General features: G+C 36.3%; 27 protein-coding genes. 3 read left to right on the forward strand and 24 right to left on the reverse strand.

The features are described from left to right. Window positions 1-2: 2 nt before the first annotated feature. From ACS127_RS14685 to ACS127_RS14765, 17 genes are all read right to left on the reverse strand, one after another. Entirely contained in the window at window positions 3-737 is a 735-nt protein-coding gene (locus tag ACS127_RS14685) for a segregation/condensation protein A (RefSeq protein ID WP_440895774.1), read from the reverse strand. 425 nt (window positions 738-1,162) lie between these two features. Continuing rightward, complete coding sequence (locus ACS127_RS14690) at window positions 1,163-1,513, reverse strand: GNAT family N-acetyltransferase (protein ID WP_440895775.1); 351 nt, start codon at window positions 1,511-1,513, stop codon at window positions 1,163-1,165. 64 nt (window positions 1,514-1,577) lie between these two features. Next, complete coding sequence (locus tag ACS127_RS14695) at window positions 1,578-2,015, reverse strand: peptidylprolyl isomerase (RefSeq protein ID WP_440895776.1); 438 nt, start codon at window positions 2,013-2,015, stop codon at window positions 1,578-1,580. Between the two features lie 14 nt (window positions 2,016-2,029). Further along, on the reverse strand, window positions 2,030-3,328 hold the full coding sequence (lysA, locus tag ACS127_RS14700; RefSeq protein WP_440895777.1) for a diaminopimelate decarboxylase: 1,299 nt from the start codon (window positions 3,326-3,328) through the stop codon (window positions 2,030-2,032). A gap of 413 nt (window positions 3,329-3,741) precedes the next feature. Further along, window positions 3,742-5,208 carry a spore germination protein gene (locus tag ACS127_RS14705; RefSeq protein WP_440895778.1) on the reverse strand — a complete coding sequence of 489 codons (1,467 nt, stop codon included), beginning with the start codon at window positions 5,206-5,208 and terminating at the stop codon, window positions 3,742-3,744. Between the two features lie 145 nt (window positions 5,209-5,353). Continuing rightward, a complete protein-coding gene (sigF, locus tag ACS127_RS14710) occupies window positions 5,354-6,103 on the reverse strand; it encodes an RNA polymerase sporulation sigma factor SigF (protein ID WP_440895779.1) in 750 nt (249 codons plus the stop codon). Between the two features lie 12 nt (window positions 6,104-6,115). Then, window positions 6,116-6,556, reverse strand: coding sequence for an anti-sigma F factor (gene spoIIAB / locus ACS127_RS14715; RefSeq protein WP_440895780.1), 441 nt, complete (start codon window positions 6,554-6,556; stop codon window positions 6,116-6,118). After that, a complete protein-coding gene (gene spoIIAA / locus ACS127_RS14720) occupies window positions 6,556-6,903 on the reverse strand; it encodes an anti-sigma F factor antagonist (protein ID WP_440895781.1) in 348 nt (115 codons plus the stop codon). The genes spoIIAB and spoIIAA overlap by 1 nt, the downstream gene beginning before the upstream one ends. A 164-nt stretch (window positions 6,904-7,067) precedes the next feature. Beyond that, complete coding sequence (locus ACS127_RS14725; RefSeq protein WP_440895782.1) at window positions 7,068-8,225, reverse strand: D-alanyl-D-alanine carboxypeptidase family protein; 1,158 nt, start codon at window positions 8,223-8,225, stop codon at window positions 7,068-7,070. A 98-nt stretch (window positions 8,226-8,323) separates the two neighbouring features. Beyond that, on the reverse strand, window positions 8,324-9,211 hold the full coding sequence (gene xerD, locus ACS127_RS14730) for a site-specific tyrosine recombinase XerD (RefSeq protein ID WP_440895783.1): 888 nt from the start codon (window positions 9,209-9,211) through the stop codon (window positions 8,324-8,326). Between the two features lie 18 nt (window positions 9,212-9,229). Then, complete coding sequence (locus ACS127_RS14735; protein WP_440895784.1) at window positions 9,230-9,412, reverse strand: DUF4227 family protein; 183 nt, start codon at window positions 9,410-9,412, stop codon at window positions 9,230-9,232. Window positions 9,413-10,240: 828 nt separating this feature from the next. Next, on the reverse strand, window positions 10,241-10,684 hold the full coding sequence (gene fur, locus ACS127_RS14740; protein ID WP_440895785.1) for a ferric iron uptake transcriptional regulator: 444 nt from the start codon (window positions 10,682-10,684) through the stop codon (window positions 10,241-10,243). Between the two features lie 108 nt (window positions 10,685-10,792). Further along, the gene (spoIIM, locus tag ACS127_RS14745; protein WP_440895786.1) at window positions 10,793-11,431 is read right to left on the reverse strand and encodes a stage II sporulation protein M; all 639 of its coding nucleotides are present in this window, start codon (window positions 11,429-11,431) and stop codon (window positions 10,793-10,795) included. Window positions 11,432-11,565: 134 nt separating this feature from the next. After that, window positions 11,566-12,729: an endonuclease Q family protein gene (locus tag ACS127_RS14750; protein ID WP_440895787.1), complete on the reverse strand. Its 1,164-nt coding sequence runs from the start codon at window positions 12,727-12,729 to the stop codon at window positions 11,566-11,568. A 4-nt stretch (window positions 12,730-12,733) separates the two neighbouring features. Further along, entirely contained in the window at window positions 12,734-13,285 is a 552-nt protein-coding gene (locus ACS127_RS14755) for an NUDIX hydrolase (RefSeq protein ID WP_440895788.1), read from the reverse strand. 69 nt (window positions 13,286-13,354) lie between these two features. Beyond that, on the reverse strand, window positions 13,355-13,672 hold the full coding sequence (locus ACS127_RS14760; protein ID WP_440895789.1) for an iron-sulfur cluster biosynthesis family protein: 318 nt from the start codon (window positions 13,670-13,672) through the stop codon (window positions 13,355-13,357). Window positions 13,673-13,684: 12 nt separating this feature from the next. After that, window positions 13,685-14,476, reverse strand: coding sequence for an SDR family NAD(P)-dependent oxidoreductase (locus ACS127_RS14765; protein WP_440895790.1), 792 nt, complete (start codon window positions 14,474-14,476; stop codon window positions 13,685-13,687). A gap of 88 nt (window positions 14,477-14,564) precedes the next feature. Between ACS127_RS14765 and ACS127_RS14770 the strand changes: the two genes are divergently transcribed. Together ACS127_RS14770 and rnz are read left to right on the forward strand one after the other, a co-directional pair. Then, window positions 14,565-15,311: a glycerophosphodiester phosphodiesterase gene (locus ACS127_RS14770; protein WP_440895791.1), complete on the forward strand. Its 747-nt coding sequence runs from the start codon at window positions 14,565-14,567 to the stop codon at window positions 15,309-15,311. A 76-nt stretch (window positions 15,312-15,387) separates the two neighbouring features. Beyond that, window positions 15,388-16,320 (forward strand): ribonuclease Z, encoded by a 933-nt coding sequence (gene rnz / locus ACS127_RS14775; protein WP_440895792.1) that lies wholly within the window; start codon window positions 15,388-15,390, stop codon window positions 16,318-16,320. A 40-nt stretch (window positions 16,321-16,360) separates the two neighbouring features. Here rnz and ACS127_RS14780 read toward each other — a convergent pair whose 3' ends face one another. The 3 genes from ACS127_RS14780 to ACS127_RS14790 all read right to left on the reverse strand — a co-directional run bounded on the left by ACS127_RS14780 (window position 16,361) and on the right by ACS127_RS14790 (window position 19,416). Next, on the reverse strand, window positions 16,361-17,002 hold the full coding sequence (locus tag ACS127_RS14780) for a tetratricopeptide repeat protein (RefSeq protein ID WP_440895793.1): 642 nt from the start codon (window positions 17,000-17,002) through the stop codon (window positions 16,361-16,363). Continuing rightward, window positions 16,986-18,233: a DNA polymerase IV gene (locus ACS127_RS14785; RefSeq protein ID WP_440895794.1), complete on the reverse strand. Its 1,248-nt coding sequence runs from the start codon at window positions 18,231-18,233 to the stop codon at window positions 16,986-16,988. Before ACS127_RS14785 ends, ACS127_RS14780 begins: the two co-directional genes overlap by 17 nt. A 64-nt stretch (window positions 18,234-18,297) precedes the next feature. Beyond that, a complete protein-coding gene (locus ACS127_RS14790) occupies window positions 18,298-19,416 on the reverse strand; it encodes a M20/M25/M40 family metallo-hydrolase (protein WP_440895795.1) in 1,119 nt (372 codons plus the stop codon). 118 nt (window positions 19,417-19,534) lie between these two features. Here ACS127_RS14790 and prli42 point away from each other — a divergent pair, with 118 nt between their 5' ends. After that, window positions 19,535-19,687 (forward strand): stressosome-associated protein Prli42, encoded by a 153-nt coding sequence (prli42, locus tag ACS127_RS14795; protein ID WP_440895796.1) that lies wholly within the window; start codon window positions 19,535-19,537, stop codon window positions 19,685-19,687. Between the two features lie 31 nt (window positions 19,688-19,718). Here prli42 and ACS127_RS14800 read toward each other — a convergent pair whose 3' ends face one another. The 4 genes from ACS127_RS14800 to ACS127_RS14815 form a co-directional block, all read right to left on the reverse strand. Then, window positions 19,719-20,672: an aromatic acid exporter family protein gene (locus ACS127_RS14800; protein WP_440895797.1), complete on the reverse strand. Its 954-nt coding sequence runs from the start codon at window positions 20,670-20,672 to the stop codon at window positions 19,719-19,721. A 387-nt stretch (window positions 20,673-21,059) separates the two neighbouring features. Beyond that, window positions 21,060-22,322 carry a dihydrolipoamide acetyltransferase family protein gene (locus ACS127_RS14805; RefSeq protein WP_440895798.1) on the reverse strand — a complete coding sequence of 421 codons (1,263 nt, stop codon included), beginning with the start codon at window positions 22,320-22,322 and terminating at the stop codon, window positions 21,060-21,062. 21 nt (window positions 22,323-22,343) lie between these two features. Beyond that, window positions 22,344-23,330, reverse strand: coding sequence for an alpha-ketoacid dehydrogenase subunit beta (locus ACS127_RS14810; protein WP_440895799.1), 987 nt, complete (start codon window positions 23,328-23,330; stop codon window positions 22,344-22,346). A gap of 16 nt (window positions 23,331-23,346) precedes the next feature. Next, window positions 23,347-24,330: a thiamine pyrophosphate-dependent dehydrogenase E1 component subunit alpha gene (locus ACS127_RS14815; RefSeq protein ID WP_440895800.1), complete on the reverse strand. Its 984-nt coding sequence runs from the start codon at window positions 24,328-24,330 to the stop codon at window positions 23,347-23,349. Window positions 24,331-24,332 lie beyond the last annotated feature (2 nt).

Raw genomic sequence — 24,332 nt, forward strand, 5'->3', positions numbered from 1 at the left:
TATTACCTCCATTTATGTAAAATCAATTGATCAAAGGTCTGTTTTTGTTCACAATAAACTAGTTTCTGCTTCATTAATTCTAACATGGCCATAAAAGTCACAATGATATGAGACTTTGTCGAATAAGGAAACAATTGATCAAATGGAATTCCTTCCTCACTTAGTTCAACAATGTCCAATACCTCATCCATACGCTGTTGTAAAGGGATTTCTATTTTTTCAACAGTTGTTGTTATTGAACGATTCCACTTTTGACGATTAAATATATTCTGCATAGCAGCTAACATGTCATAAATAGAAGCCGCATTTTTTTTAATCGGTTGTTTTTCATTTGTTTTTTCCGTCATTTTTTCAGGGGATCTCGTAAAGCTTTCTTTCTCTTCACCTTCAATTTCTTTTAACTGTTCTGCCGCTTCCTTATACCTGCGATACTCTATTAACCTTGCAATCAGTTCCTCTCGTGGATCTCCCTCTTCATAGTTATCATCTTCATCTATTTCTTGATTCGGTAGAAGCATTTCACTTTTGATTGCCAGCAAGGTTGCTGCCATGACTAAATATTCACTAGCAATATTTAAATCTAGCTTCTGCATCGTGTCAATATATGCCATATACTGAGCGGTTATCTCTGCAACAGGGATATCATATATATCTATTTCATATTGTTTAATTAAGTGTAGCAGTAGGTCTAAGGGTCCCTCAAAACCATCAATTCGGACATGGTAAGATTCTATCATACTGAAAGCTCCTTCATAAAGTATCAGTGAATCATGGTTTATTATAACACATAATTCCAAATTAACCATAGCAGTGTCAGCAGAGAGTATGTGTCAAGTTTTTGTAGGAGGTTTTTAGAGGCTCTTATTTTATTTATACAATTTAATTTGATGTGTCAGTTCTCTGAACCCGCAGTTGTCAGATACTGTGCTTTCGCTTGGTGCCCCTGTCATCGAGAGTATTTACTCCTACAAACATTTTACTCTAACCAACAGAGATAACCATGGTCAGCTTTAATTTAAGAATTCAATGTCTTCAATCACCATGGTCGAATTCACTTGCTATGTGAGCAATAGGTAAGTTCCTAACAAAAAAGAGCCATTCCTTTAGGCTTTAGCCCTTGGAACAACTCTAGTCATGTTACAGTCATTGGTATGAAAGTTGTCTATTCACATTTACTTAAAAATGATTCCGTTAAATCATTAGCAATAATTTGATAATTTTCTTGATAAATTGTTCGAATGTTGTTAATCATTTTATGACCAATACCTAACTTTCGATGTGATGGATTAACAGAAATGTGTTGCACAATAACGTTGGCATCCATTTGCTTTATTTCTACACCAATGGCGCCCAAAACATCATCATTTTCTTTCCATAAATAAAGTTGCCAGTTCTCATTGTCTTCATATGCTTTCATCGTATTTGTAAGTTTTTTGACATCTTTCTCTTCAGGCATAAAAGATAACAGACCCATTGCAATCTTTTCCATCGACTTTTTATATCGAATTAACATAACTACCCCTTTACTAGATCATTATCTAAATGATCTGAACAATGTTCTATTGAATAATATAAAATTAAATCTCTTCTACAACAACGGATTCCATAACATCGCCTTGCTTAATTCGTAAAACAACATCCATACCTTCAGTTACTTGACCAAACACCGTATGAACACCATCTAAATGTGGTTGTGGTTCATGGACAAGGAAGAATTGACTTCCACCCGTATCCTTTCCAGCATGTGCCATTGATAATGACCCTGCAACATGTTTATGTGGATTTCCTTCAGTCTCACATTTAATTGAATAGCCTGGACCCCCAGCACCTGTACCTGTTAGATCTCCGCCTTGAGCTACGAAACCAGGAATAACTCGGTGGAAAGTCACCCCATCATAGAATTTTTCATTGGCCAGTTTTTCAAAATTTGCTACTGTACCTGGTGCAGCATCTTCGAATAATTCAATAACTATTTGCTCACCATTTTCGAAAGTGATTGTTGCTTGTTTTTTCATTTCATATCCTCCATCTATTCATATGATAAGTCATGGCGTAATAAATCTTGATAAGTTTCTCTTTGAACAACTAACTTATCTTTCCCATCCTCAACAAAAACAACGGCGAGTTTAGGGAAGCGATTATAGTGACTTGACATTGAGTAACCATATGCCCCTGTGCTAAACACTGCTAGTATATCACCAGCTTCCACTTCTGGCAATGTCACATCCCAAATTAACATATCACCTGATTCACAACATTTGCCGGCTATCGATGTTTTGTATGTTTTCGGTGCATTTACTTTATTGGCTAAAACAGCCTCGTACTTTGCATCATACAATGCAGGACGAATGTTATCAGTCATCCCACCATCGACGGAAATATAATTACGAACATTTGGTATTTCCTTTTTAGAGCCCACTTGATATAACGTCATTCCAGCATTACCTACAATCGCTCGACCAGGCTCTATCCAAATTTCCGGAAATTCAATTTGATAATTTTGAGCTTGCTTTTCAATTTCACCAACTAACGCCTTTACGTACTGTTCTAGTGGTAATGGTTGATCTTCACCCGTATAACGAATTCCAAAACCACCCCCCAGATTTAAAACTTCAGCACTAAATTGCTCATTTATTTTCCAATCATTCATTACTTCAAATAACCGTTGTACCGCTAAAATAAAACCATCTGTTTCAAAAATTTGTGAGCCAATATGGCAATGCAGACCTTTTAAATGAATTCTATCTTTCTCCAACAAAAGTTTAAAAGCTTCGTCTGCTTGTCCACTTCCAATATCAAAACCAAATTTTGAATCCTCATTGCCTGTTAATATGTAATCATGGGTATGAGCTTCAATTCCTGGTGTCACCCGTAGTAGTACATCCATTTCTTGATCATACGTATGTAACAGCTGATCAAGTAGTTTAATTTCATGGAAATTGTCTACGACAATACAGCCTATTTTATTTTCTATAGCCATTGCTAATTCATCAACACTCTTATTGTTGCCATGCAGATGAATTTTTCCAACTGGAAATCCTGCTTGAAGTGCGGTATACAGTTCACCTTGTGATACAACATCTAAACTCAAGCCTTCTTGTTTAGCTACTTGTAACATCGCGATTGACGAAAATGCTTTACTTGCATAAGCGACTTGAGCCTTAACACCTAATTTCTTAAATTCATTCACAAATGACTGAGCATTTGTACGAATTTTGTTAACATCATATACGTATAGTGGCGTTCCATATTTTCCCGCTAAATAAGTCGTATCTATGCCCCCAAAGATAAGGTGGTCTTTTTCATTTGCTTTTATCTGCTCATTCACCTTATGATCCCCCTATTTGTATTGAACAACTCCCTTTTTAAAAAACATGCCTTCATTTATCTTTACTTGCGTGATAGTTTTGACTACCGCACAATCTGGAAAGATACTTTGAATATATTAGATTTTATACTTAAGACGTAGAAGAAAGTTCAGTTACTTTATATGCACTTCTTCGCTAAAACCTTAATCCTCTAACGCCTGAAAACAAACATCCCTTTTTATAGAATTATTATTAATAAACCTATGGAAAGGGATATGATTTTTTAGTCTGGATTGCTCAAATACGAATTCATATGCTTTGTAAAGCACTTATACTGTTTCATTTACAAGATGCTACATCGCAAAATGATCATTCTTTTTGAATAGAATTAATTTACCACAAGTCTATCATCTAATCAACTCTAACTGATCAATTAGTCAACTTTTTGCTTAGGGTGTGTGATACTTGGCCGTGTTTCTTTTGCTGGAACACTGTATCGAACAAGAATTTGTAACAGCGCCTTTACATTAAACGGAATAAACGGCCACAAATAAGGTGTATTAAAAGACTTTACACTGGTTAAGGCTAAAATATAAATGGTTGAACCGATCATGAAACCAGGTAAGCCAAAGGCAAATGTTGATATAATAATGAAAACCCGAACAAGCTTATTAGCAACGCTTAACTCATAACTAGGGGTAGCATAAGAACCAATGGCTGCAAATGACACATATAAGATCACTTCTTCAGTGAATAGCCCTGCTTCAATCGCGATTTCACCAATTAGAATAGCTGCAATTAAACCCATTGCCGTTGATAATGGCGTTGGCGTATGAATAGCTGCCATCCGCAACAGCTCGACACCCATATCAGCCAGTAAAATTTGTAAAAACAAGGGAACGTTTCCTATGCCTTCATTCGGACCAATAAAACTTAGTGCCTCGGGTAGCAAGTCTGGTTCAATTGAGAGAAGATACCAAAAAGGTAGAAGAAAGATGGAAATAAAGATACCAAAAAACCGAACCCATCGGACAAATGTTCCTGAGGCAGGGGCTTGTCGGTATTCTTCCGCATGCTGAACATGATGAAACAGCGTTGTGGGTGTAATAATCATACTTGGTGATGTATCAACCATTACAATCACATGTCCCTCAAATAAGTGGCTTGCCACAACATCTGGTCGTTCCGTATAACGAACAATGGGAAAAGGATTAAAGCCCTGATGGACGATGTATTCTTCTAATGCTTTATCTGCCATCGATAAGCCATCTGTATTAATTGCCTTCAATTCTTTTTTGATAATCTTAATCAGTTCTGGATCAGCAATATCCTTGATGTAGGAAAGGCAAACATCCGTTTTGGAGCGATCACCTACTTGGAGCATTTCATTTCTTAAGCGTGGATCCCTAACTCGTCTCCGTGTTAAACCTGTATTTTGAATGATATTCTCTGTATAACCATCTCTTGAACCACGAATAACTCGTTCCGTATCAGGCTCTTCTGGTGTCCGTCCTGGGTAAGCACGGACATCAACAATCATGATCTGGTCATAGTCTTCAATAAAGACAATAATTAAGCCTGATAACATATCAGTGATCGCTTTATCGATATCCTTTGTTTCTTCTAATTGCTCAGAAACTAGATGATTTCGGACAAGGCTGACTACTTTTTTCTCATCGTGTTTATAATCATTTATATCAACTAAGGATTTTAATAGCTCAGTAATGATTAAAGATTCACACAGTCCATTAACATAATATAATTGAACTTTTTTGCCCAAAATAATGACTTCTCGAAAGTCTACATCAAATGACTCTCCAATACCAAGATGATCACGCATATAATTTTCTACCCGTTTAATTTGGTTTATTTTAAAAGGTGGTTTTTTTTGCTTAAACATGTAATTCACTTCCTTTAGCTAAACTACATCTTAGTATAGGTTAATCATTTTTAAATTATACGATGTTAACGACAACTGGCTGCAAACCCACTACAAAGGAAAACTAAGATGGATTAACAGCCAGTTATATAAGAACAATGAATCATTATTGCAGAATTTGCTTTTTCATATTCGATAATATTTTCTTTTCAAGACGGGAAACCTGAACTTGTGATATACCAATTCTTTGGGCAACTTCAGCTTGGGTTTGATCTTGATAATACCGTAAATAAACGATTAACTGCTCACGCGGTTCCAACGTTTTTAATGTTTCGGAGATCATCATTTTATCAAACCAATTCTCTTCGTCCTCTGCTAGTTGATCAAGTAAGGTAATCGGATCACCTTCATTTTCATAAACCGTTTCATGAATAGAGTGCGGTTGCTTCGTCGCATCTTCAGCATGAATTACTTCCTCAGGCGTGATATCCAAAGCACATGCCAATTCAGAGATTGTTGGTGAACGTCCATATGACTTCGTTAAAGTTTCTTTTTCTCGTCGAATTTTATGCCCTAATTCCTTTAGTGATCGACTGACTTTAATTGTTCCATCATCTCTAATAAATCGTTGAATCTCACCGATAATCATGGGGACAGCATAGGTCGAAAATTTTACTTGATAAGATAAATCAAATTTATCAATCGATTTAATTAAACCGATACAACCAATTTGAAATAAGTCCTCTTGATCATAGCCACGATTTAAAAATCGTTGGACGACCGACCAAACAAGTCGTACATTACGTTCAACTAAAATATCCTTTGCCGATTGATCCCCCATTTGGCTTTGTTTAATGTAATGCTTCACTTCCTTATCCGACAGTGGTTTTTGTTTTTTTACTTCATTCATTGTCATTCCAATCACTCCCTATTGATGTATGGAGCGTGATGTTTGAAATGTTTTTTCTAAAATGACCTTTGTTCCATGTCCAATCGCTGATTCAACCGCAATGTGATCCATAAAATTTTCCATTATGGTAAAACCCATGCCGGATCTTTCTAATTCAGGTTTTGATGTATATAAAGGTTGGATTGCTTCTTCAACATTATCAATCCCAACCCCAAGGTCTTCGATCACTATTTTGACTCGACGATCATTTAATTCACAACTTAAATAAATATCGAATGCATCAGATTGTTCATAGCCATGAATAATCGCATTAGTAACTGCTTCTGATACGACCGTTTTAATTTCTGATAACTCTTCAACAGTTGGATCAATGGTTGCTAAGAAGGAAGCAACAACAATACGGGCAAAGGCTTCATTTTCACTTCTACTTTTAAAGGATATTTGCATGTGATTTTTCATTACGCTACCCCCAAATAAATCAAAGCTTCTTCTTCCCCTTGTGCCAATCTCATGATTTTAAAGAGACCAGACATTTCAAACAAGCGTTTCACTATTGGTGAAATGGCACAGATGACCATTTCTCCATTTAACTGTTTGATTTCCTTATAACGTCCGAGAACAACCCCTAAACCTGAACTATCCATAAAATCTAAGTCGGCTAAATTAAGGACAATATGCCGAACATCATGGTGTTTCATTTCTAACTGCCACATTTTTTTTAGTTCATTTGCTTCATGATGATCCAATTCACCCTTCAAACGAACAAGTAATATATCATCTTTAATTAGAAACTTTTTTTCTAACATAATAAGAATCCTCCCTCTCTTTTTATTAATCTTTATTTGATTTGCCTATTGATTTCTGTATCTATTCATAGAATTCCTTCTAATCGACAAAACTAGAAGAAACTAGTGCTTTTTCGCGTCTCATATCAATTAAGAGAAAGCTATTATCGGTATGACGGTATTCTTTATCTTAAAATACGTTTACTTGAATCAATCATTAACTCCCATAGATTAGCTCGTGCTACTGTTTGTTCTGAAATTAGATCGATTTCATTTATTAATTCTCCATCTAAATAAAGCTCAAGGCTCCCAACAACTTCGCCTGCTTCAATCGGGGCTACCATATGTTCATCAATATTTACCTTTGTTTCCAGTTGACTAAGATCTGCTCCCTTTTTTGTTAAAATAGACAAAGCATCATCTGTAATGACTGGTACTTGATCCGCTTTTCCTTTGAGAATCTTTATGTTAGTAACGGGGTCATGTAAACTATATACTTTTTCATGATGAAACTGTGAATAGCCATAGTCTAATAAACGTGAAATGGAAGCATTGCGCTCTTTTGGTGATTCTGCTCCCATGACAACAGCAATTAAACGCATATCATCCTTCAATGCCGTTGCAGTTAAACAATATTTCGCTTCTTGAGTAAAACCTGTTTTTAACCCATCAACTCCTGGATAGAATTTCACTAAACGATTAGTGTTCACCAACCAAAATTCATCTTCTGTTCCTTTTCTCAAATAATCTTCATAAATAGAGGTATAGTCAGTAATAAAATCATATCTTAATAGAGCCCTTGCAATCATCGCCATGTCATGTGCAGAAGAATAGTGATCTTCAGCAGGTAATCCTGTTGTATTTTGAAACTGAGTTTCCTTTAAATCTAGCTCTGCTACTTTTTCATTCATCGCTTGGACAAAAGCCTGCTCACTACCAGAAATATATTCAGCTAGGGCAACACTGGCATCATTTGCTGAAGCTACCGCAACCGCTTTGAGCAAATCATCTACACTCATCTCTTCCGCAGGTTCTAAAAAAATTTGCGATCCTCCCATTGATGCAGCATTTTCACTAATGATTACTGAATCAGTTAAATCAATTTTCCCTTGATCAATGGCTTCTGCAATCAGTAATAACGTCATCATCTTCGTCATACTTGCTGGTGGCAATTGTTCATTACTATTATTCTGGTATAAAATTTCACCCGTGTTACGTTCAATTAAAATGACACTTTTTCCATCTAAATCTAAGTCTAAGTCTGGATCTGCTTCCTCCGCAAAAACATTTAATGGTTGAATCATTATCATGATCAGCATAGCAACTGTCAATATTCTTTTCATGATTCTAGCCTCCTCATCATTAATAATCCCATTTTTGCCATCATTTAATTTTTTTAAACAAAAAAACATGAAGAACTTCATTCTTCATGTTTTTTCTATTAGGCACGTGGATGATGTTGGCTATAAATATCTCTCAATCTTTTTCTTGAAATATGGGTATAGATTTGTGTGGTTGAAATATCTGCATGTCCAAGCATTTCTTGAACAGCCTTTAAATCGGCACCATTTTCTAATAAATGTGTAGCAAAAGAGTGTCTGAGCATATGTGGCGTAATATTTTTGTTAATTTCTTTTTCCTTTGCAACCGTCTTTAATATTTTCCAAAAGCCTTGCCTGCTTAAAGGTTTACCATGATGATTAACAAAAAGCGCATCAACAAGCTGCTCTTTTACCAGGAAAGGTCGAGACGCCTCCAAATATAATTCGATGGATTGTTTTGCTAAATCACCGAGTGGGACAATTCGTTCTTTATTCCCTTTACCAAAACACCGAATAAAACCCATCATTAAATGTAAATCGCTCATATTCAGATTGATCAATTCTGATACGCGTAAACCTGTCGCATACAAGGTTTCAATCATTGCTTTATTTCGAATTGAAAAAGGTTCATCCCCCTCAATATTTAGCAATTGATCAACTTCATCAGTGGATAATATTTTAGGTAAGGTTCTAGCTTTAGCAGGTGATTCAATATGAGCAGTTGGATCCGATCCCATCACACGATTCAATAATAAAAATTGATGAAATTTACGCAATGATGACAGTGTTCGAGAAATCGTCGCAGAAGATGCGCCATGATCATTCATTTGATATAAAAAACGAGTAACCATACTATGTTCAACATTTTCCCACTGTTGGATCAATTCTACTTCTGTTAAATAATTAATATATTTCGTTAAATCACGTCGATAAGCTTCAAGGGTATTATCAGCAAGCCCTCGTTCAATATGAATATAATGAATAAAATCTTCTAATTCTAATTCCATATTTGTTCACCTCACCACTTAATCTAAGAAGAAGTTAAAGATACTCACTTGCTCTGCAGCTTTTTCTGGTTCAAATTCTCTCAACCGTTGTTGATATTCATTTTGCATCATTGTCATCGCATAAGAAAAGATTAAAATTGCTGTAATAAAAATGATGACTAATTTGATCATTTCAATGATAGCTAATTTAAGTTTAATCATCTTTCGTCTTCCTTTCAACTTAATTAAAAGTAGAATAACGATTAATCCCTATCATTTTTAACAAAAAAAGTAATCGCTAAACATTTTAGTTCACTGATTTTTGCTGAATGATCCAACTTTAATTTTCTACAGCAATTAGTGATGAAGCTCCTATAGCCCAACTTTCACTTCCTAAAATCAGTACGTCAACCATACGTGTATTTAATAGACTAGTGATTCGATTGCTTATCCATGTTGATTTTGCATTTTTGGTGGAAATAATCCTACTTGATATAAGTCATGCTGATGTTTCCAGTGGGACGAGTAACCGTACCAATGTTGTCAGATTAGTAGGACCGCTTCGGAAATACACTTCGCTTTCCGTGGGCTTGTCCTCAGCCTCCTCGAAAAAGAAGTGCACTTTTTCTGCGGGGTCTTCACACTAAGCTTTCCACAGGACAAGGAAAGCTACGGCAGCGAAACATCGCACGAAGAAAATCGCTCTCTATTTTCAGGAAAGCGGAACATATCTCATCTGCGGAGGGGGCTCTATATCCATATCGTGTTTGTTCATATCTAGAATAAACCATTTTATTTTATCCCAAGCTCTTCCTGGCGAATGCCATCGTTTGACTTAGACGATCACCAATAAAATCTTTTATTTCTTTGATTGTGCAAGAATCAGGGTCTTTCTTATTCTGAGTTTCAGCCCCAAGTCTTTTCGATGAGATGGGTAATATCATATTAACCTGTGTTTTACGGTCAGTTATCTGCAATAAAAAAAGAGCTGTTCTATAGCCAGCTCATTATTTAAGTCAATCAAATCTATTTACTTTTATTCAAGCTAGCTTAACTTTTCAATCGACAATCTCGGCAAATACCATGGAAGGTTAAGCGATGATCCTTAACCTCAAAACCCCAATCATCTTCAACAATTTTCTCAACATCTTCCAATAAATCTTCAACTATTTCCTCAACTGTTCCACATTCCATGCATACAAGATGATGGTGAAAATGGGCAGCCCCTTCTTTTCTCAAATCATATCGGGAAACCCCATCACCAAAGTTTATTTTATCAACAATTTTCAACTCTGATAGTAATTCTAAAGTTCGATAGACAGTTGCTAAACCAATTTCAGGTGCTCTTTCTTTAACTAATAAATAAACATCTTCAGCACTTAAGTGATCTTCCTCACGTTCCAAAAGAACACGAACGGTAGCTTCACGTTGCGGAGTCAATTTATAGCTCTGAGCGTGTAATTGCTTTTTTATGCGTTCAATTCGATGTTCCATAACGGAAACCTCCCTCACATTCTCAATTATAATCAGTGAGTGAGAAACTGTCAATTAAAATTATTATAATTTAGAAATTAACAAATAATATATTTTTTATAATTATTATTATGTGATAAGTTGTGTTGAATATTGTAAGAAATATCCTGTTACATATGCTTCAATAAGGGCTGCTAGAAAACAAAAGGCAAATAAAACAATATACAGAATCAAATATTGTACAACAGGTTCTAAAGTGAACCGAGTCAACCTTCTACCTGATAATTTTTTTAATAATTGAGACGAAAAAATCATCGCTAATGTGCCTGCTAATAAATAAACAGGAATAATAATAATATTTTGTGGCAGAATCGCCGAACTAATAAACAATAGCCCATTGAATCCATACTGATTAACAAAAAAACCGACTGAAAAACCAATGAATGTTCCTTTAACAAAAACAATAATCCAAATAATTGGCAAACCGATAATGGACAAGCCTAATATAGAAAAAATAGCTAAATATTGTAGGTGTGATAGTAATGCAGATTTAAACAACTCATGATTCGTCATAATGAGCTGATCATCAATTCTACCAAAATATTGATTTAAATAAAATAATAAATCTTGTTTCTGAGTAAAATGCATTGTTATGACAATAATTGCTCCAAAGATAAGCCCCATCAAAAATAAAATTAAGACAAAAAAGTAACTGAGTTGATGTGTTTTAAAGTGTTTTGCGAATTCTCTGTGATAATTTACTTTCATGATTCATCTCCACCACGCATTCCTTTAATATGTTATTCTCTTACTGTTTAATAACTATATTAAAATTTATGAGTTGATAGAGATGAATAGAACCAGATATCTATTTATTGTCGTTTACTGGTTAGTTGTTTACCTTACTCAATTAAAGTTCCATACTTTCCGCCGCCACCCTTATTGATACCGATCTTTCCACTACGAATCTTGGCCAACTGGTTTGCAATTCGATTACCGACTAGCTCTGAAACTTCTTCAATTTGAGCATCATGTAGAATTGACATTTCTGTCCCAAAGTGCTCAAGAAGTTTTTCGTATGTTTTTTTACCTAAACCATTAATATAATCTAATGGGACATGATAATAATAGGGTGGGCGTTTTCTTTTTTCTATTTGATCACTGCTAAGTTCTTCGATTCTTTCTGCTACCCCTTTTATCTTACCTTTCTTTTGACAAGTTAAACAAATCTCTGCCTCGAAAGACCGTCCGTCACAATGCTTACAGATCGACTGATAATATTTTCCTAATTGTGGGTGCATACCATAATTCGCGAAAATACGACGCCCCTTTTTCTCGTGTAAAGCATCAGTTAATTCAGAAAAATTACAAGCTTCCATCTGTATGGCCTGATATTCTCGTGCTATTTTGATTAATGAATGGGCATCAGAATTTGTTAAAAAAGTATATTCATGTAGCTCAGCAATTTGCTCTGCCATTAACGTATCTGAACTCAAACCTAGTTCAACAGCATCAATCAGCTCTGGCAGAAAAACTTCAGCCAGTGATTGCTTAACACCCTTACCAAATAAACTCTTAAAAGGCGTAAAAACATGGGCAGGGATAAACAGACCTGAAAGCTCCTTCACTTTTCGTTGAAGTTCATGTGCCGACACATATACTCTTTGAGAACTCAATTGGATGTTCTTCATCCGACGACTTAACCACTCTGTGAATTGAGCCATTGATTCCAGATTAGAAAAATAACAAAGGACATGAATCGGTCCTTGACAATTTTGATCGTATATTTCCAGTTCAACACCTAGTATAAGTGTAACAGACTCAAACTGAATTCCACCATCCTTTAAAGCAACAGCTTGACCAGTAGCCATTAACTCCCTCAGTTCTTCCTGAACCGTTGGGACATGACAATCAACTATTCCAATTAAATCTAACCCTTTTCTTCTGCTTGCTTCTTGTAAGATTCGGGTCAAGGTTAGATCCTTTGAACCTGTAATTTTAACAGGTTTATTCAGTAGATCACGACCAATATGAATATGCAGATCAGCAAAAAATGTTCTTAACATAGTTTTATCCTTTTTGTTTCTGATTTAATTTTAGATATTGAAGCGCGTAAACTGTTTTTACATCATGGATTCTTTGTGATGCTTCAAATGCTTCTAATTGATCAAGACTATACTCAAATACTTCAACAAACTCGTCATCATCTGTTTGTCTCCCATTTTCGGCAACCTTTAGTTGATCAGCAAGGTAAACATAAAGAAGCTCATCTGCAAAACCCGGAGAAGTATAAAATGATGTCAAGTACGTTAAACGTTCAGTCGTATAGCCTGTTTCTTCTTCTAATTCTCTAATCGCCGATTCAGCGGGATCCTCCCCTGGTTCAAGTTTACCAGCTGGAATTTCTAAAAGGCTTCTTTCTAAGGGTTTACGATATTGTTCAACCACGACAAGCTTATCGTCGTCAGTTATAGCGATAATAGCTACTGCACCGGGGTGTCTAACGATCTCTCTTGTTGACTGCTCACCATTTTGTAATTCGACTTGCTCAACAAACAAATCGACGATCCTCCCAGAAAAAATGTGTTTACTTTGGATAGTTTTTTCTTCGAATTTTTTCATACAATAACTCCTTCTTAAAAATTATCTCCAGTTATACTGACTTTACTCTATTAATGGGTAAATATTTTATTAACTAAAATGGCTGTTCGGTATGATTGGATTCAGCAAGCCAGACGGGCTCGTCATTTTGAAGCCTTTTTCAATATCTTTTAATTCAATGACTTGCTCGAAGAACATATAGTCAAAATCACTGATATAAACGTCGAAGTCAGTCTGTTCAACAGAATGATAGCTTTCATCTATTTGATCAGTAAATGCTAAAGTAGGTGTGCCTGTCACGGTACAGGCAGTTCCCGAAGAGTCAAACTTTAACAGCAAGTAAGGCTTATCTTTTGGCTGATAACTTTTTAATCTTTCACGGGTTTGTTGATCCATTAATAATTGCATGGTTAGCCTCCTCTACTTTTTCCTAAATTGATTTTTTAATGTTTTTTCAACTAAGGTTGGGAATTGATGGTGCAACTTAGCTCCTACAGACATCCACCACGGTAAATTAATTTCTCTTTTTCTGCTAAATAAATGTTTAATAATCGTATCTGCTACATGATCTGGTTCCAGCATATAACGTGAAACTGCTTGTTGATATTGACCTGTTGGATCAGCTTGATTAAAAAAGGCTGTCTTAACTGGACCTAAATTGACAGAAGTAACAAAAATGTCTTTCGTTTCAATTTCTAACCGCACTGCATTTGAATAAGCAATAACTGCACTTTTTGTTGCACTATATACGGATGATTTAGGTGTCGCCATTTTGCCGGCAAAAGAGGCAATATTAATAAGATGACCAGATTGTTGCTTCTTAAAGATAGGAATGATTAGTTGTGTTGCTTCGATCACTGCTAAGACATTGAGCTGAAACATTCGATCGATATCCTCAGAATGGGTCAAGTGTGCTGATTCAAAAATACCTAAGCCCGCGTTATTAATTAATCCATCTATTCGTTGATTCGTAGCAATAATCTCATTAAATATTGCTCGACACTCTGTTCTATTTGTCAAATCGGCTGCATATATTTGAGCTTGATTGTTCGAACTTTTACTTATCTCTAATTGTAACTGTTGCAACTTTTGCTCTGAACGACTGACTAGAATAAGTTTAGCATTTAACTTTGCTAGGTTTTCGGTTAATGAACGACCGATACCACTAGTTGCCCCAGTAATAACAATTGTTTTATCAGTTAAATTTCTCACTTCTGCCAACTCCTAACTACATCTTTCCCCTTTATTATGCTACGATCTTATTGAGACTGCAAATTTTACAATTATATAGGTGGTGTTGATGATCAAAAAATTTATTATTGCTCATCGAGGAGCTAGTTTTTACCGACCAGAAAATACTTTAGCGGCGTTTGAATTGGCTTATCAACAGGGTGCAGATGGAATTGAAACCGATATTCACCTCAGTAAAGATGGTATTCCAATGTTAATTCACGATGCACAAATCAATCGAGTAACCCACGCAACTGGCTTGGTTAATCAATTAACATGTCAAGAATTAAAGGAATATGATATTGGTTCTTGGTTTAATTCCAAATATCATACAGAACGAATGGTCACATTAGCAGAATTTTTACACTGGGCTCATGGAAAAAATTTATTGCTTAATCTCGAATTAAAAACTGGCGATATGGATGACTCATCAATAGAAAAAATCGTTTATCAAGAAGTCGACAAATATAAGATGTTGAACCAGGTTATTTTTTCAAGTTTTAACAGTCAAACATTAGAAAGGCTAAAAAAAATCGATCCCAACACTAAAGTCGCTATCCTAGCTTCTAGACATCAATTAACTTTATTACAAACCAGTCAACAACTACAATTTAATGGTGTTCATTTAAAACACAATTACATTGATCGTGTCATCATTAGAAAATATCATCGTGAAGGAAAATATGTTGGCGTCTATACAGTTAACAATCCCAATCAAATGAGAAGGTGTTTTCAGGCAAATTGTGATATGATCATAACAGATCGACCCGATTTAGCAATTGAAAAGAGACAATTATATTTAGATTGTTTAAAGTAGAAACAGGGTAATTGATCATTTATTTGAATGAGCACAATTAAGGAATTATTCACTAAATTAAAGAGGTAGACTTCTAATGAAAATAACTTTTTTAGGTACTGGCGCAGGACTGCCAGCCAAACACCGCAATGTGAGTGCCATTGCTCTTCATTTAATGGAGGAATATGGCTCGATTTGGCTATTCGATTGTGGAGAAGCCACACAACATCAGATTTTACACACATCAATTCGTCCAAGGAAAATTGAAAAAATCTTTATTACACACCTTCATGGAGATCATATCTACGGTTTACCAGGACTATTGAGCAGTCGATCTTTTCAAGAAGGAACTACCCCACTAACAGTATATGGTCCGGTCGGGATCGAGCAATTTATTAAAACAAGCTTAACAATTAGTGGCACACAATTATCATACCCATTACATGTCGTTGAGATTTTTGATGGCTATCAACTTGATGAAGCTCACTTTATGGTGGATGTCATTGCACTAGAACATGGCATTGATTCATTCGGCTATCGAATAAGTGAAAAAAATCAAATCGGGAAATTACAGGTTGATAAATTGAAAGCCCTCGGCATTCAACCCGGTCCCATCTATCAACAAATTAAAACGAATGAAGTGACTGAATTACCAGATGGTCAACATATTTATCGCAAGGATGTTGTTGGTCCGACAAAAAAAGGACGCAAGGTGACCATCTTTGGTGATACAAGACACCCGATGCAATTCGTTGATTTTGTTTATCAAAGTGATTTATTGATTCATGAGGCAACTTTTCATGGAGATAATCAGGATCTAGCCGATCAATATTTCCATAGCACCAACATTGAAGCGGCTCAATTAGCAAAACAAGCAAAAGTAAAGCAACTGGCTCTAACACATATTTCTGCCAGATATCGAGATGAAGACTTGGCTGGCTTTTTAGCAGAAGCACAAACCATTTTTCCTGCAACGATCCTGGCGGAAGATTTCTTAACAACAGAGATAACCAAAGCCCTTGAAAATTAAGGCTTTGGTTATTAATCATGGCCTTGACTAACAAGCCCGTTTATCCTTGCATTGCTCTTACTAATTCAATGGCTTGTTCAGTTGAGTTAATTAAGGAATGACTTTTTTTTGCTTTTCTTAGTTCCAATGCTTTTTGAAAGCATTGTTCGGCTTCGTCTAGCATTGCTAATTCCATTAGACATTTACCCTTGTGTTGTAGTCCGAAATCCAAGTATTCATCAATTTGGAGCGTTTCACACATTCCCAGAGCTTTATTGAAATGATCCAAAGCTTTTTTATGATTACCACCGTATTTTAGAGCTTCCCCAAGACGAATTAGAGAGACGATTTCCCCTCTAGGCTTTTTCTCTTCCACTGCTTGATTAAGACAATATGTCAAACAGTTAATAGCTTTTTTGGGTTGTCCATTTATTCTATACAAATTTCCTAAAGCTCCATAAAGAAAGTACTTATCATTCTCATGACTGCTTTTTAATAAGTCCTCTGCTTGATGAATAACTTGATTCAGCTTTAAAGAATTAGAGGTTTTTTCACGAAGATATTCGCTTTTATCAAAATAAATAACATCATTTACACTGAGTAGAGTTTCGCTAAAATCTGCTATATTTATCACTAATCCCCCCAAAATACATCTTTTCAAACCATAAATAAATATCATGGCATAATCATTGCTTAAAATCATCTAAAAAATCTTTTTGGAAGCTTGTGGTTGGGGTGTCTTTATCCGCTTCTTCCTTAATCGTTTGAAAAGGATTTTTTCCATATTTAGAGCTCAATTGGTCAATCACCTTTTGCAATGCTTCATCTTCAAGATGATCTTGATAATTAAATAAACTGAGCTGTTCAACAATCTGCCCTTTTTCTACTAAGCCTTGAGCTGTTACTCCCAACAAACGAATCGGTTCCCCATTCCAATTGGTTTCAAATAGATCATTCGCAATTGTAAAAATATCTTCTTCACTTGAGAAATAAATGGATTTTGTCACACTTCGGGTAATGGTCTTTCGATCATAATAGCGAATCGTAATTTGTAAGGTTTGGGCAACAACTTCTTTTCGCACAAGACGAACAGCAACTTTGCGAGCAAGCTTGCGTAATAGGGTCATAATAGTTGTATCATCTGTCGTGTCTTCCCTTAATGTTTCTGAATTACCGATACTTTTAAAGTCATATACAGCTTCTGGATCAACCGGGCTGGTATCAATTCCTTTAGCACGTTGCTGAATGCGCTCACCATTAATGCCAAGAGCACGCTTCAATTGAAAAAGATCAGCCTCGATTAAATCACCGATTTTAAAAATATCAATTTTGTTCAGCTTTTCTGCCGTTTTTTCACCGACACCATACATGTCTCCAATGTTAAGCGGCCAGAGCTTAGTTGGTAAATCCCGCTTTCTTAATACGGTGATCCCCAGTGGTTTTTTCATATCCGAAGCCATTTTTGCTAAAAACTTATTAGGAGCAATGCCGATACTGCATGGCAAATCTAGTTCATTCTTTAATCTATTTTGCAAGTTTTCTGCGATTTCTAATGGGGTACCTAAGCTAGCACATTCGCTTATATCTAAATAACCTTCATCAATGGAAACAGGTTGCACAAGCGGCGTCATTTCTGCCATGATGCTAAACAATTCTTTTGAAGCATGTCGATAACGTTCAAAGTTTGGACGTAAAACAATCAGTTCTGGACAAAGCTGTCTTGCCTTCCACAGTGGCATGGTTGTTTTAATTCCTTTTGCTCGAGCTTCATAACTACTCGTGACAATAATTCCCCTACGCTCTTCAGGATTCCCAGCAATCGCTAGGGGTTTCCCTTTAAGTTCAGGATTATATGCCGCTTCAACAGAAGCATAAAAACTATTCATATCGACATGAAAAATGACACGTCCATTTTTAGGATACCATTTAGACATTATATCGCTTCCTTTAAAGTTACCATCTCTATCTACTATACCATATGCCCTGCTCTACTTACGCTCAATCCTTAGCTACTTGATTAATAATCTCAAGCACAAGCTCTGTTAATTTGATCAATTCAGCAATTGGCATACGCTCATTTGTCGTATGAATATCTTCATATCCCACAGCTAAATTAACGGTTGGAATGCCATAACTTGAAATGATATTTGCATCACTTCCTCCACCACTTTGCTTAAGTTCACTCGTTCTTCCGATTGCTTCAACAGCTTTTTGAGCCAATTGAACCACTTCGTCATCTTGGGATTGTTTAAATCCTGAATACATCACTGCCGTTTCAATCTCGACCTCCCCACCTAACTCCTTAGCTGCATCAACAAAGGCTTGTTTCATCTTTTCTTCTTGGCGAGCTACTTTTTTTGGATCAAGTGAACGGGCTTCGGCAAGAATTTCAACATAATCACAAACAATGTTGGTTTTTTGTCCGCCTTCAAAGCGTCCAATATTCGCTGTTGTTTCATGATCAATACGACCTAAAGGCATTTTTGAAATCGCTTTTGAAGCTATTGTGATTGCAGATACACCCTTTTCTGGTGCAACACCCGCATGTGCTGTTTTCCCTTTTACTTTTGCAAAAAACTTGACTTGGGTTGGTGCAGCAACAATAATATCTCCAACAGGTCCATCACTATCAAGAGCATAACCAAACTCAGCATTCAATAGTGATGAATCTAATGCCTTTGCTCCTACAAGCCCGGATTCTTCCCCGACAGTAATCACAAATTGAATCTGACCATGTGACAGCTGATTTTCTTTTAAGCAACGAATGGTTTCGATCATGGTAGCAAGGCCAGCCTTATCATCAGCACCTAAGATCGTCGTCCCATCAGATGTAATGTCATCCCCCTGATATTGTGGATTTACTCCTTTACCAGGTACGACTGTATCCATATGTGAGGTAAAATAAATCGGTTTAGCTTCTGTATTTGCTGATAAAGTACAGATCAAATTCCCTGCACCAAAGCCCGTTTTTGACTGTGAGCTATCTTCAATCACCTCTAGACCTAAATCGGTAAATGTCTTTTTAAGTACTCTTGCCATATCTCCTTCTTCACCCGTTTCGGAGTCTATTTGAACGAGTTCTAAAAATTGATCGACTAATCTTTGACTGTTTATCATATCATCATTTCTCCTTTTTTCCTTATGCAAAAATATTAATTATTAACAAAAAACTTGTCACTTCTCTTAAATCAAGCTACAATAGTAGTAAGATTTCCTGCTTAAAGGGGGTATTTTCATGGCTAAGCGCAAGAAACCAAACCATCATAATCAAACAAATGTGGCTCATAAACCTTCGAAGCGTGACCGACGCATGAAAATGATCGTTTATTTAATGATTATTGCCATGTTAGGTTCTGTTATAACAACTGGGTTAGCATATATTCTTTAAACTGAGTAGCTTTTTCATAGCTACTCTTTTTTTATGCACACTTTTCGGTGACGGCTCGATTTTTTATCTTTAAATAATGTTCAATCTCATACAATAACTGAAATAAATGTGCTCTAATCTCAAATTCTTGTCTTGATTTAGGTAATTGATCTTTTGCAAAATAACCCTTTAACCATTGAACTTGATCTAGATGATAAAGAACCGCATTATTTGGATAAATTGCATCAGCTAAATCAGTAAATAAATCAGCAATCTTATGTGATTGTTCAACAGTAACCTCTAGCGGCTGGATTAACCTTAGCATTTGCTCTAAGGAATCTAGTTGAACTTTTCGCATTGAAAAATATTGTTGCTGTCGATAAGCGTTGCGACTAAATGTATTTTCAATGTTTTTTTGGACCCATTCTTCCGCATCATATAGCTGTGTTTTTAATTCAGTGAAATGGCGAGTTGGTATTTCCCTCTTTTCACCTTTTAAATAAGCAGAAAAATCCCGAAACATGAGCTGATAATTTGCTTCAATATCATTTTTTAGTTTTGTTAACTTTCGATCCAAACTCGGCATATATAAATTTAATATTAATGCGACGCCGATTCCAATCGCCATAATAGCTATCTCATTGATAATGATTGCTCCATTAACGCTACGCGCACCATAAAAATGAAATAAAACAACGAGACTTGTGACAATACCTGGTGCAATTTTAAGTAAATGAGCTACAGGTATAAACAATAATAATAGTAGTCCCACTGTCCATGGATGGTAACCGAGATACTCAAAAATAAAATAAGCAAAGACAATCGATAATAATCCAGCTGATAAACGATGCCATGCGATCAAAAAGGACTGCTTTCGTGTCGACTGAATACATAAAACAGCAATAATACCCGCAGAACCTGGATGGTTTAGTTCAAGCCATTCTGCTATCAAAACGGCAATTGGAACAGCAATGATCATTTTAAATGTCTGATAGCTAATCTTCACATTTATTCGCCCCCCTAACACAAATATATTCCTTAATATGTAATTTCCATTGAATAAGCTCCCCCTTTAAAGTGGAAGCTATCTTTTATTATAGTTTAATAACGAAGATTATTCAAAAATAGAAGCAAATTATATCTCACTTTTAGCATAAAGATGAGAGGAGTATTGCGCTATATTGTTAATTTGATATACAAAGAGCAAAAAAATGAATGGCATATCAAGTAAAGTGCCAACTTAGAACAGCCTAAACATGTTCGCTCTAGACCTTTTTACCAACACTTAAGATCGATTAAGATGAAAAAAGGCATCGATAAGTTTTTTAAAAACTCACCGATGCCTGTATCTATTCGAATATATCATACTTATTTCAGTTATCATGATTGGTGTTTAATAGATAGGTGTTGTGTTGCCAGAAATATTTTCTAAAATTTCTTTCACATGGGACATAAATCGTCCACAAATGACACCATCCAAAATCCGATGATCTAGGGATAGGCATAAATTAACCATATCACGAGCCGCAAACATATCATCAATAATGACTGGTTTCTTTACAATCGATTCAACTTGTAAAATAGCTGCTTGCGGATAATTAATGACTCCCATTGACTGAACGGATCCAAATGTACCCGTATTGTTAACTGTGAACGTGCCACCTTCCATGTCTTTTTGCGTCAGCTTACCATGTTTAGCTTTATAAGCTAATTCATGAACTTCTTTGGCAATTCCTTTGATGCTTTTTTCGTCTACCGTTTGAATAACAGGGACATAAAGCTCTGTTTCGTTTCCAACAGCAATCGATAAATTAATATCCTTGTGTTGCACAATTTTATCGCCTTGCCATGAGCTGTTTAATTCTGGGAATTTTTTCAATGCTTTTGCGACAGCATTTAAAAAGAAAGCAAAGTAAGATAGATTATAACCTTCCGCTTCTTTAAATTGATCTTTTTCAGCATTACGATAACTCACTAGATTAGTCACATCAACTTCAATCATCATCCAGGCATGTGGTATTTCTGTCTTCGCTTTAACCATATTTGTTGCAATTGATTTTCGAATACCTGTAACCGGAATTTCTCGATTGACTCTCGTCGTTGGCACAATGTGTTCAACTTGTTCGATTGGAAGAGATGCACGATCTTTATTGATTTTAGAAGCATCTTGATCAATCTTTGTAGCCTCCTGTTCAGTCTTCTTAAGCTGGTTCTGAACATCCTTTCGAGTAATTCGACCCGCTAATCCTGTTCCTGTTATTGTATTTAAGTTAATTCCATGCTCTTGTGCTAAAGTTAGAACTGCTGGTGAATATCTTTTCTTCATGGAAGAAACAGCTTCCTTCTCTTCCTGATCAGAAGGTTCTACAGCAGGATCAGCCTCTTCCTGGCTAGTTCCAGCTTGTTCTTGATCTGTTTCTGTTTCAATTTGACATAATGGAGCCCCTACATTCACTTTTTGATCCTCTTCGACAAGGAGTTCAACTATTTTACCGGAAAATAGCGCTGGAACTTCTGCATTCACCTTGTCCGTCATCACTTCCAGAAGCGGTTGATATTTCTCAATTGAATCCCCCGCTTTAACGAGCCATTGACTGACGGTTCCTTCTGTTACACTTTCTCCTAACTGTGGCATTGTAATTGTTTTAATCGTCATTTTTGGTTCACTCCAAACCATTTAAAATAATGCTAAGTCTAACATTGCTTGTTTAATTTTCTCTTGACTAACCATGAAAGCTTTTTCTAATGACGGGGCATATGGCATTGCAGGAACATTTGGACCAGCAATTCGCTTAATGGGTGCATCAAGATCAAATAAGCAATTTTCACCAATGATCGCAGAAACTTCACCAATGATGCTTCCCTCTTTGTTGTCTTCTGTAATTAAGAGCACTTTTCCCGTTTTCTGTGCAGCCTTGACAATCTGCTCTTGATCTAAGGGATAAACCGTCCGTAAATCGAGAATGTGCGACTCAATCCCATGTTCCTCTGCTAATTGATCAGCAGCTTCTTTAGCGAAATGAAGGGTTAATCCATATGAAATCACCGTAATATCAGATCCCTCACGGACTAGATTGGCTTGACCAATTGGGATCATTTCATCATTTTCTGGGACTTCTTCTTTTAAAAGCCGATATGCCCTTTTATGTTCAAAAAAGAGTACTGGGTCAGGATCACGAATCGCAGCTTTTAATAAACCCTTTGCCTCAGCCGGACTCGACGGCATGACAATCTTTAAACCCGGTTGATTAGCAAAAATCGCTTCGATCGACTGTGAATGATAAAGTCCGCCATGTACACCACCACCATATGGCGCTCTAATTGTAATCGGGCAACTCCAATCATTATTTGAACGATAACGTAATTTAGCCGCCTCTGAAATAATTTGATTAACAGCAGGTAAAATGAAGTCAGCAAATTGCATTTCAGCAATGGGGATCATCCCATACATCGCAGCGCCAATTCCGACCCCTGCTATCGCTGATTCTGCCAAAGGTGTATCAATGACACGTTGTTCGCCAAATTGCTCATAAAGACCATCTGTCGCTCTAAATACACCCCCACGCTTACCAACATCTTCTCCAAGAATAAAAACCTTCTCATCTCGTTCCATTTCTTCTTTCATCGCTAAATTAATCGCTTCAATATATGTTAATACTGGCATACTCATTTCTCCTTCTTTACTGATAAACACTTTTCAACAGTGTATCAGGTGATGGATACGGAGCTGACTCAGCATAGTCGGTTGCCTGATCAATGTCGGCTTTAATCTCTGTTTCCATTTTTGCTTCCTCAGCCTCTGTTAATATGTTGTGCTCAACTAGATATTGTCTAAATAAATGGAGACCGTCTTTTTCCTTCGCTGCATTGACCTCTTCTCGTGATCGATAGCTCCGATCATCATCATCACTAGAATGAGGGGTTAAGCGATAACTAACAGCTTCGATCAATGAAGGTCCTTCCCCATGACGCGCACGTTCAGCAGCTTCTTTAACTGCCTTATATACAGCTAAAGGATTATTACCATCAACCGTCTCACCATGCATGCCATAACCAATTGCGCGATCTGATAGACGTTCACAGGCAACTTGCTTAGCTACTGGCACTGAAATCGCATATTGATTATTTTCAATCATGATAATCACAGGGAGCTTATGAACAGCCGCAAAATTTGCCCCTTCATGAAAATCACCTTGATTGGACGAACCCTCACCTAGAGTAACAAAGGAAATAGCTGAATCATTAGTCATTTGACAAGCTAAACCAATCCCAACCGCATGAGGGACTTGTGTTGTTACCGGTGAAGAACCAGATAACATCCTCAACCTTTTACAGCCAAAATGCCCTGGCATCTGCCTTCCTCCTGAATTCGGGTCTTCAGCTTTTGCAAAAGCTTGTAACATGAGTTCTTGGACGGTCATTCCAAGTGTCAGTACGACGCCTACATCTCGATAGTAAGGCGCACTATAATCTTTGTCACGATTAAGGGCGAAGGCAGCACCTACTTGTTGTGCTTCTTGTCCTTGACATGAAACAACAAATGGAATTCTACCCGCTCGATTTAATAACCACATTCGTTCGTCAATACGTCGTGCAGTTAACATTAAACGATACATTTCTAAAACTTCATCATCTGAAAGATCTAACTCTTTATGATTCATCATTA

It is taken from the genome of Amphibacillus sp. Q70, assembly GCF_052055485.1.
GTDB lineage: Bacteria > Bacillota > Bacilli > Bacillales > Amphibacillaceae > Amphibacillus.

Coding starts and splice junctions, on each gene's coding strand:
- ACS127_RS14685 (WP_440895774.1), bottom strand. CDS start 737: ATGATAGAATCTTACCATGTCCGAATTGATGGTTTTGAGGGACCCTTA.
- ACS127_RS14690 (WP_440895775.1), bottom strand. CDS start 1,513: ATGTTAATTCGATATAAAAAGTCGATGGAAAAGATTGCAATGGGTCTG.
- ACS127_RS14695 (WP_440895776.1), bottom strand. CDS start 2,015: ATGAAAAAACAAGCAACAATCACTTTCGAAAATGGTGAGCAAATAGTT.
- ACS127_RS14705 (WP_440895778.1), bottom strand. CDS start 5,208: ATGTTTAAGCAAAAAAAACCACCTTTTAAAATAAACCAAATTAAACGG.
- sigF (WP_440895779.1), bottom strand. CDS start 6,103: ATGACAATGAATGAAGTAAAAAAACAAAAACCACTGTCGGATAAGGAA.
- spoIIAB (WP_440895780.1), bottom strand. CDS start 6,556: ATGAAAAATCACATGCAAATATCCTTTAAAAGTAGAAGTGAAAATGAA.
- spoIIAA (WP_440895781.1), bottom strand. CDS start 6,903: ATGTTAGAAAAAAAGTTTCTAATTAAAGATGATATATTACTTGTTCGT.
- ACS127_RS14725 (WP_440895782.1), bottom strand. CDS start 8,225: ATGAAAAGAATATTGACAGTTGCTATGCTGATCATGATAATGATTCAA.
- xerD (WP_440895783.1), bottom strand. CDS start 9,211: ATGGAATTAGAATTAGAAGATTTTATTCATTATATTCATATTGAACGA.
- ACS127_RS14735 (WP_440895784.1), bottom strand. CDS start 9,412: ATGATTAAACTTAAATTAGCTATCATTGAAATGATCAAATTAGTCATC.
- fur (WP_440895785.1), bottom strand. CDS start 10,684: ATGGAACATCGAATTGAACGCATAAAAAAGCAATTACACGCTCAGAGC.
- spoIIM (WP_440895786.1), bottom strand. CDS start 11,431: ATGAAAGTAAATTATCACAGAGAATTCGCAAAACACTTTAAAACACAT.
- ACS127_RS14750 (WP_440895787.1), bottom strand. CDS start 12,729: ATGTTAAGAACATTTTTTGCTGATCTGCATATTCATATTGGTCGTGAT.
- ACS127_RS14755 (WP_440895788.1), bottom strand. CDS start 13,285: ATGAAAAAATTCGAAGAAAAAACTATCCAAAGTAAACACATTTTTTCT.
- ACS127_RS14760 (WP_440895789.1), bottom strand. CDS start 13,672: ATGCAATTATTAATGGATCAACAAACCCGTGAAAGATTAAAAAGTTAT.
- ACS127_RS14770 (WP_440895791.1), top strand. CDS start 14,565: ATGATCAAAAAATTTATTATTGCTCATCGAGGAGCTAGTTTTTACCGA.
- rnz (WP_440895792.1), top strand. CDS start 15,388: ATGAAAATAACTTTTTTAGGTACTGGCGCAGGACTGCCAGCCAAACAC.
- ACS127_RS14780 (WP_440895793.1), bottom strand. CDS start 17,002: ATGATTTTAAGCAATGATTATGCCATGATATTTATTTATGGTTTGAAA.
- ACS127_RS14785 (WP_440895794.1), bottom strand. CDS start 18,233: ATGTCTAAATGGTATCCTAAAAATGGACGTGTCATTTTTCATGTCGAT.
- ACS127_RS14790 (WP_440895795.1), bottom strand. CDS start 19,416: ATGATAAACAGTCAAAGATTAGTCGATCAATTTTTAGAACTCGTTCAA.
- prli42 (WP_440895796.1), top strand. CDS start 19,535: ATGGCTAAGCGCAAGAAACCAAACCATCATAATCAAACAAATGTGGCT.
- ACS127_RS14805 (WP_440895798.1), bottom strand. CDS start 22,322: ATGACGATTAAAACAATTACAATGCCACAGTTAGGAGAAAGTGTAACA.
- ACS127_RS14810 (WP_440895799.1), bottom strand. CDS start 23,330: ATGCCAGTATTAACATATATTGAAGCGATTAATTTAGCGATGAAAGAA.
- ACS127_RS14815 (WP_440895800.1), bottom strand. CDS start 24,330: ATGATGAATCATAAAGAGTTAGATCTTTCAGATGATGAAGTTTTAGAA.